Genomic DNA, 6,000 nt, shown 5'->3' on the forward strand with positions numbered 1-6,000 from the left:
CACATCAATGAAGGAGACTGTCGTGTCGGCGAACAGCTTCGACGCCCGCAGCACGCTGCAGGTGGGCGACGAGTCGTACGAGATCTTCCGGCTGGACAAGGTGGAGGGCTCGTCCCGCCTGCCGTACAGCCTCAAGGTCCTGCTGGAGAACCTGCTCCGCACCGAGGACGGCGCGAACATCACCGCCGACCACATCCGCGCGCTCGGCAACTGGGACTCCCAGGCCCAGCCGTCGCAGGAGATCCAGTTCACGCCGGCCCGCGTGATCATGCAGGACTTCACCGGCGTGCCCTGTGTCGTCGACCTCGCCACCATGCGCGAGGCCGTCAAGGAGCTCGGTGGCGACCCGGCGAAGATCAACCCGCTGGCCCCGGCCGAGCTGGTCATCGACCACTCCGTCATCGCCGACAAGTTCGGCACGAACGACGCCTTCAAGGTGAACGTCGAGCTGGAGTACGGCCGCAACAAGGAGCGCTACCAGTTCCTGCGCTGGGGCCAGACCGCCTTCGACGAGTTCAAGGTCGTCCCGCCGGGCACCGGCATCGTCCACCAGGTGAACATCGAGCACCTGGCCCGGACCGTCATGGTCCGTAACGGCCAGGCCTACCCCGACACCCTGGTCGGTACGGACTCCCACACCACCATGGTCAACGGCCTGGGTGTGCTCGGCTGGGGCGTCGGCGGCATCGAGGCCGAGGCCGCCATGCTCGGCCAGCCGGTCTCCATGCTCATCCCGCGCGTCGTCGGCTTCAAGCTCACCGGCGAGCTGCAGCCGGGTACGACGGCCACGGACCTCGTGCTCACCATCACCGAGATGCTCCGCAAGCACGGTGTGGTCGGCAAGTTCGTCGAGTTCTACGGCGAGGGCGTCGCCGCCACCTCCCTCGCCAACCGCGCCACCATCGGCAACATGTCGCCGGAGTTCGGCTCGACCGCCGCGATCTTCCCGATCGACGACGAGACCCTGAACTACCTGCGGCTGACCGGGCGCTCCCACCAGCAGGTCGCGCTTGTCGAGGCGTACGCCAAGGAGCAGGGCCTCTGGCTGGACCCGAAGGCCGAGCCCGACTTCTCCGAGAAGCTCGAGCTGGACCTGTCCACGGTCGTCCCCTCCATCGCCGGCCCGAAGCGCCCGCAGGACCGCATCGTCCTCGCCAACGCCGCCGAGCAGTTCAAGCAGGACGTCCGCAACTACGTGGACACCGTGGACGAGGCGGGTGTCGAGTCCTTCCCGGCCTCGGACGCCCCGGCGATCCACCCCAACGGCGCCCCGTCCAACCCGGTTCAGGTCACCGCCCCCGACGGCACGACCTACACCCTCGACCACGGTGCGGTGACGGTCGCGGCCATCACCTCCTGCACCAACACCTCGAACCCGTACGTCATGGTCGCCGCCGCCCTGGTGGCCAAGAAGGCGGTCGAGAAGGGCCTGACCCGCAAGCCGTGGGTCAAGACCACCCTCGCCCCGGGCTCCAAGGTCGTCACCGACTACTTCGACAAGGCGGGCCTGACCCCGTACCTCGACAAGGTCGGCTTCAACCTGGTCGGTTACGGCTGCACCACCTGCATCGGCAACTCCGGCCCGCTGCCGGAGGAGGTCTCCAAGGCCGTCAACGACCACGACCTCGCGGTCACCTCGGTCCTCTCCGGCAACCGGAACTTCGAGGGCCGTATCAACCCCGACGTCAAGATGAACTACCTGGCCTCCCCGCCGCTGGTCGTCGCGTACGCCATCGCGGGCTCCATGAAGGTGGACATCACCAAGGACGCCCTCGGCACCGACCAGGACGGCAACCCGGTCTACCTGACCGACATCTGGCCGACCGAGGCCGAGGTCAACGACGTCGTGGCCAACGCCATCGGCGAGGACATGTTCAACAAGTCCTACCAGGACGTCTTCGCGGGCGACGCCCAGTGGCAGTCCCTGCCGATCCCGACCGGCAACACCTTCGAGTGGGACCCGGAGTCGACGTACGTCCGCAAGCCCCCGTACTTCGAGGGCATGGCCCACGAGCCGGCGCCCGTCACCGACATCTCCGGCGCGCGCGTGCTCGCCAAGCTGGGCGACTCGGTCACCACCGACCACATCTCCCCGGCCGGTGCCATCAAGGCCGACACCCCGGCCGGCAAGTACCTCACCGAGCACGGTGTGGAGCGTCGTGACTTCAACAGCTACGGCTCGCGCCGAGGCAACCACGAGGTCATGATCCGAGGTACGTTCGCCAACATCCGCCTGCGCAACCAGATCGCGCCGGGGACGGAAGGCGGTTACACCCGCGACTTCACGCAGGACGGCGGACCGGTGTCGTTCATCTACGACGCCTCCCGCAACTACATCGAGCAGGGCATCCCGCTGGTCGTCCTGGCCGGCAAGGAGTACGGCTCCGGCTCGTCCCGCGACTGGGCCGCCAAGGGCACCGCGCTCCTCGGTGTCAAGGCCGTCATCGCCGAGTCGTACGAGCGCATCCACCGCTCGAACCTCATCGGCATGGGCGTCCTGCCGCTGCAGTTCCCCGAGGGCCAGTCCGCCGAGTCCCTCGGCCTGACCGGTGAGGAGACCTTCTCGATCTCCGGCGTCACCGAGCTCAACGAGGGCACCACGCCCCGCACGGTGAAGGTCACCACCGACAGCGGTGTCGAGTTCGACGCGGTCGTCCGCATCGACACCCCCGGTGAGGCCGACTACTACCGCAACGGCGGCATCATGCAGTACGTGCTGCGCAGCCTGATCCGCAAGTAAGCGGTCCGGCAGGGCAGTTGAGGGCCGCATCCCCGTCCGGGGATGCGGCCCTTCGCCGTATACGCCCGACGGTCGACCCCCTGCCCGGTTCCGCCGCTTCTGCGAGACATCGCCGGTGCTCAGCCCGGACACAGGGTTTCCTCAGCGGACCGGGACAGGATCGATACATGTCTGGCACCCCTGCCTCCCGAAGCGGCCGCGTCCGTGTGCTGAACGTCGACGACGAGCCGGCGCTCACCGAGCTGTTGTCCGTGGCCGTCACCGAGGCGGGCCGGCGGCCCTGCCCCGCGCTCGACGGGCAGACCGCGCTGCGGCTGGCGCGCGGTTGCATCCCGCACGCCGTCGTCCTGGACGGGATGCTGCCCGACCTCGACGGTATCCAGGTGCTGCGCAGACTGCGGTACGAGTATCCGAAGCTGCCCGTGCTCATGCTCACCGCCCGCGACGCCCTGGAACACCGCCTCGACGGGCTCGAGTCCGGCGCCGACGACTATGTAGCCAAGCCCTTCCCGCTGGAGGAGGTCGTGGTGCGGCTGCGCGGGCTGCTGCACCGGGCGGGCGCCGAGGAGACGCGGGCCGACGACTCCGTACGGGTCATCGGCGACCTCGTACTGGCCCCCAAGGCCCGCAAGGTGCACCGCGACGGTACGCCGATCCGGCTCACCGTCAAGGGGTTCGACCTGCTGGAACTGCTGGTCTACATCTCCGGCCGTCGCCGGAAGGTCGACCGGGGCCGGGCGCCGATGATCCACACCGTGCGCGGCTCGGGGTACGCGATCAGGCCCGTGGAGGAGGGGAGATGAGAACCGGGATCCGGAACCGGCTGCGCGGGCGTTCACTGCGTACCCGTCTTCTGCTGTTCATCAGTGCCACCCTCGTGGTGGTGTGCACGGCCATGGCGCTCGCCACTGTCTACGCCCAACACGCCTATCTGCTCGGCAACCTGGACCAGCGCGTCAGCGACGCCGCCCAGCGCAGCCAGGGCGGGGCCGCCCTCCAACCGGACGACGACACCGATCTCGGATTCCTCAACGAGCGCGGACAGCCCGCCGGAACGCTCGCCGCCCGGTTCGACGGGAACGGCACCATCACCGTCGCCGAGGTCGTCGCCCGTGACGCCGCGCCGCAGCGCCTCACCGCCGCCCAGCGCGCCGCGCTCGACGGCATCGCGCCCGACGGCTCGATGCACACCCGGACCGTTCCCGGGCTCGGGACCTACCGGGTCACCGCGCTCGACGGCAACGGGGTGCGCGTCCTCACCGGTCTCCCGATGGACGACGTCCAGGACATGATCGGCGGTCTGGTCGTGGTCGAGGCCGCCGCGGCGGCCGCCGGGCTCGCCGTGGCGGGCTGCCTCTGCGCGGTGGTGATCCGGCGTCAGCTGCGCCCGCTCGGCCGGGTCGCCGCCACCGCCGTCGAGGTCTCCCGCACGCCGCTGGACCGTGGCGAGGTCACCGGTCTCACCCGCGTGCCCGAACGCGACACGGACCCCGGGACCGAGGCCGGTCAGGTCGGCGCTGCGCTCAACCGCATGATCGACCACGTCGAGTCCTCGCTCGCCGAACGCCGGCGCAGCGAGGAGCAGGTGCGCAGCAGCGAGGAACGCATGCGCCGCTTCCTCGCCGACGCCAGCCATGAACTGCGGACACCGCTGGCCTCCATCGCGGGCTACGCGGAACTCATGAACCGCGGCACCGGCCGGATCGAGCCGGAGCTGGCCTGGCGCCGGGTCACTGCCGAATCGGCGCGCATGACCGGCCTGGTCGAGGACCTCCTTCTGCTCGCCCGGCTCGACGAGGGACGCCCCCTGCACTCCGCCGAGACGGACCTCGCGGCGCTGGTCGCGGAGGCGGTGTGGGACGCGCGGGCCGCGGGCGGCGGCCACGACTGGCAGCTCGCGCTGCACCTCGACGTCCCGGCGCTGGTGGTGGGTGACGAGGCGCGGCTGCACCAGGTGGTGGCCAACCTGCTGGCCAACGCCCGGGTGCACACGCCCGTCGGCACCACCGTCGTCGCCTCGGTCGAGGCCACGGACGCGCGGTGCGTGATCCGGGTACGGGACGACGGCCCCGGCATCCCGCCTGCGCTCCTGCCCACGGTGTTCGAACGCTTCACCCGGGCCGACACCTCTCGCGCCCGCACCCACGGAGCGGCGGGCGGTTCGGGCCTGGGCCTCGCGATCGCCGCGGCGATCACCACGGCGCACGGCGGCAGTATCCACGTGGAGAGCGTTCCGGGCCGTACGGAGTTCACCGTCGAACTCCCGGCGGCGGGAGGGAACTTCACGGTCGGGGCGCCGTCACGGCCCGGGATGTCCACGGCCTCGGCCCCCCGGCCGCTTGACGGCGCGGCTCGCTGCTAGATCCAGCCCGCGACCTGGGCTATGGCGAACGGTGCGGGGACCAGGGCCGTCATGCCCAGCCACAGGTGCAGCGGCCTGCCCTCCTGCCACGGCATGAGGATGTCCACCACCAGCACCATTCCGAGGACGAAGGCACCGCCGAGCACCGCACCGAGTGTCATCGCGACCGTGCTGTCCGCCGACCCGCTGCCGCAGCCGAACCCGCCGACGCAGTGCAGCAGTGCATAGCGGGTCAAAAGCCACCGGATGCACTCGCCGGGGACTATCGCGGCCGCCCCGATCAGAAGGTTCGCCACCGCAGGCGCCCACCAGGAGCCGGCGGTGCCCTTCTTGCGGCCACCGTCTGCACCGGAACCGTGCACAACCCGCCCTCTCCCCTGTCATTGCGTTCGTACAGGTAGATGACCACGAGAGCACTAGGGTTGCCCCGCGCGCTGCCACCTGCGGAGAACTCCGCCCCCATGGGTGACGTCCGTGACGGGAGGTTTGCCTTCGGGTTGCCGGGCGGGTCGAGATGCTCCGGGCGGACCGGGTGGCCGGTGTGCGTGCCACCCGGTCCGCGAGCCGGTCCGGCCCGGGGGGAGGGGGTCGGACCGGGTGAAACGAGGCTTGTGTGCGATCGACGGGCGAGACAACGTTGTCGAAATGGTCTGTACATGACTGTACTCTCCGAATGGACAACGATGTCAAGGGTGTTCGCCCGTAAGGCTGACTCGTAGGACTCAGGCGGTCTTCCGCGGCACGGGTTGCCCTCAGCGTGGGCTGAGCGACGGCCGTACAAGGAAAGCGGGGCGGGGGGGGGGGGGGGGGGCCCCCCCCCCCCCCCCCCCCGGGGGGGGGGGGGGGGCCCCCGCAACACACCCCCCCCCGGCCCCCGCGGGGGGGGGACCGGGGCGGT

Annotated in this window: 4 protein-coding genes; 3 read left to right on the forward strand and 1 reads right to left on the reverse strand. The window is 70.5% G+C overall.

The window, feature by feature from the left end:
- Positions 1–22: 22 nt before the first annotated feature.
- The 3 genes from acnA (at position 23) to ABT186_RS02470 (ending at position 5,102) form a co-directional block, all read left to right on the forward strand.
- Positions 23–2,740, forward strand: coding sequence for an aconitate hydratase AcnA (gene acnA, locus ABT186_RS02460; RefSeq protein WP_351227768.1), 2,718 nt, complete (start codon positions 23–25; stop codon positions 2,738–2,740).
- Between the two features lie 167 nt (positions 2,741–2,907).
- Entirely contained in the window at positions 2,908–3,543 is a 636-nt protein-coding gene (locus ABT186_RS02465; RefSeq protein ID WP_351923227.1) for a response regulator transcription factor, read from the forward strand.
- Positions 3,540–5,102 (forward strand): sensor histidine kinase, encoded by a 1,563-nt coding sequence (locus ABT186_RS02470; protein WP_351923229.1) that lies wholly within the window; start codon positions 3,540–3,542, stop codon positions 5,100–5,102. The genes ABT186_RS02465 and ABT186_RS02470 overlap by 4 nt, the downstream gene beginning before the upstream one ends.
- On the opposite strand, the gene ABT186_RS02475 is transcribed toward ABT186_RS02470, so the two are convergent.
- On the reverse strand, positions 5,099–5,464 hold the full coding sequence (locus tag ABT186_RS02475; RefSeq protein ID WP_351227764.1) for a hypothetical protein: 366 nt from the start codon (positions 5,462–5,464) through the stop codon (positions 5,099–5,101). The genes ABT186_RS02470 and ABT186_RS02475 overlap by 4 nt on opposite strands.
- Between the last annotated feature and the right edge of the window lie 536 nt (positions 5,465–6,000).

Origin of the sequence: Streptomyces sp. NPDC001634, from assembly GCF_040298185.1 — a bacterium.
Classification (GTDB): Bacteria; Actinomycetota; Actinomycetes; order Streptomycetales; family Streptomycetaceae; genus Streptomyces.

What these genes read in the sequence shown, in the direction of transcription:
- ABT186_RS02465 (WP_351923227.1), top strand. Translation starts at nt 2,908, where the DNA reads ATGTCTGGCACCCCTGCCTCCCGAAGCGGCCGCGTCCGTGTGCTGAAC.
- ABT186_RS02470 (WP_351923229.1), top strand. Translation starts at nt 3,540, where the DNA reads ATGAGAACCGGGATCCGGAACCGGCTGCGCGGGCGTTCACTGCGTACC.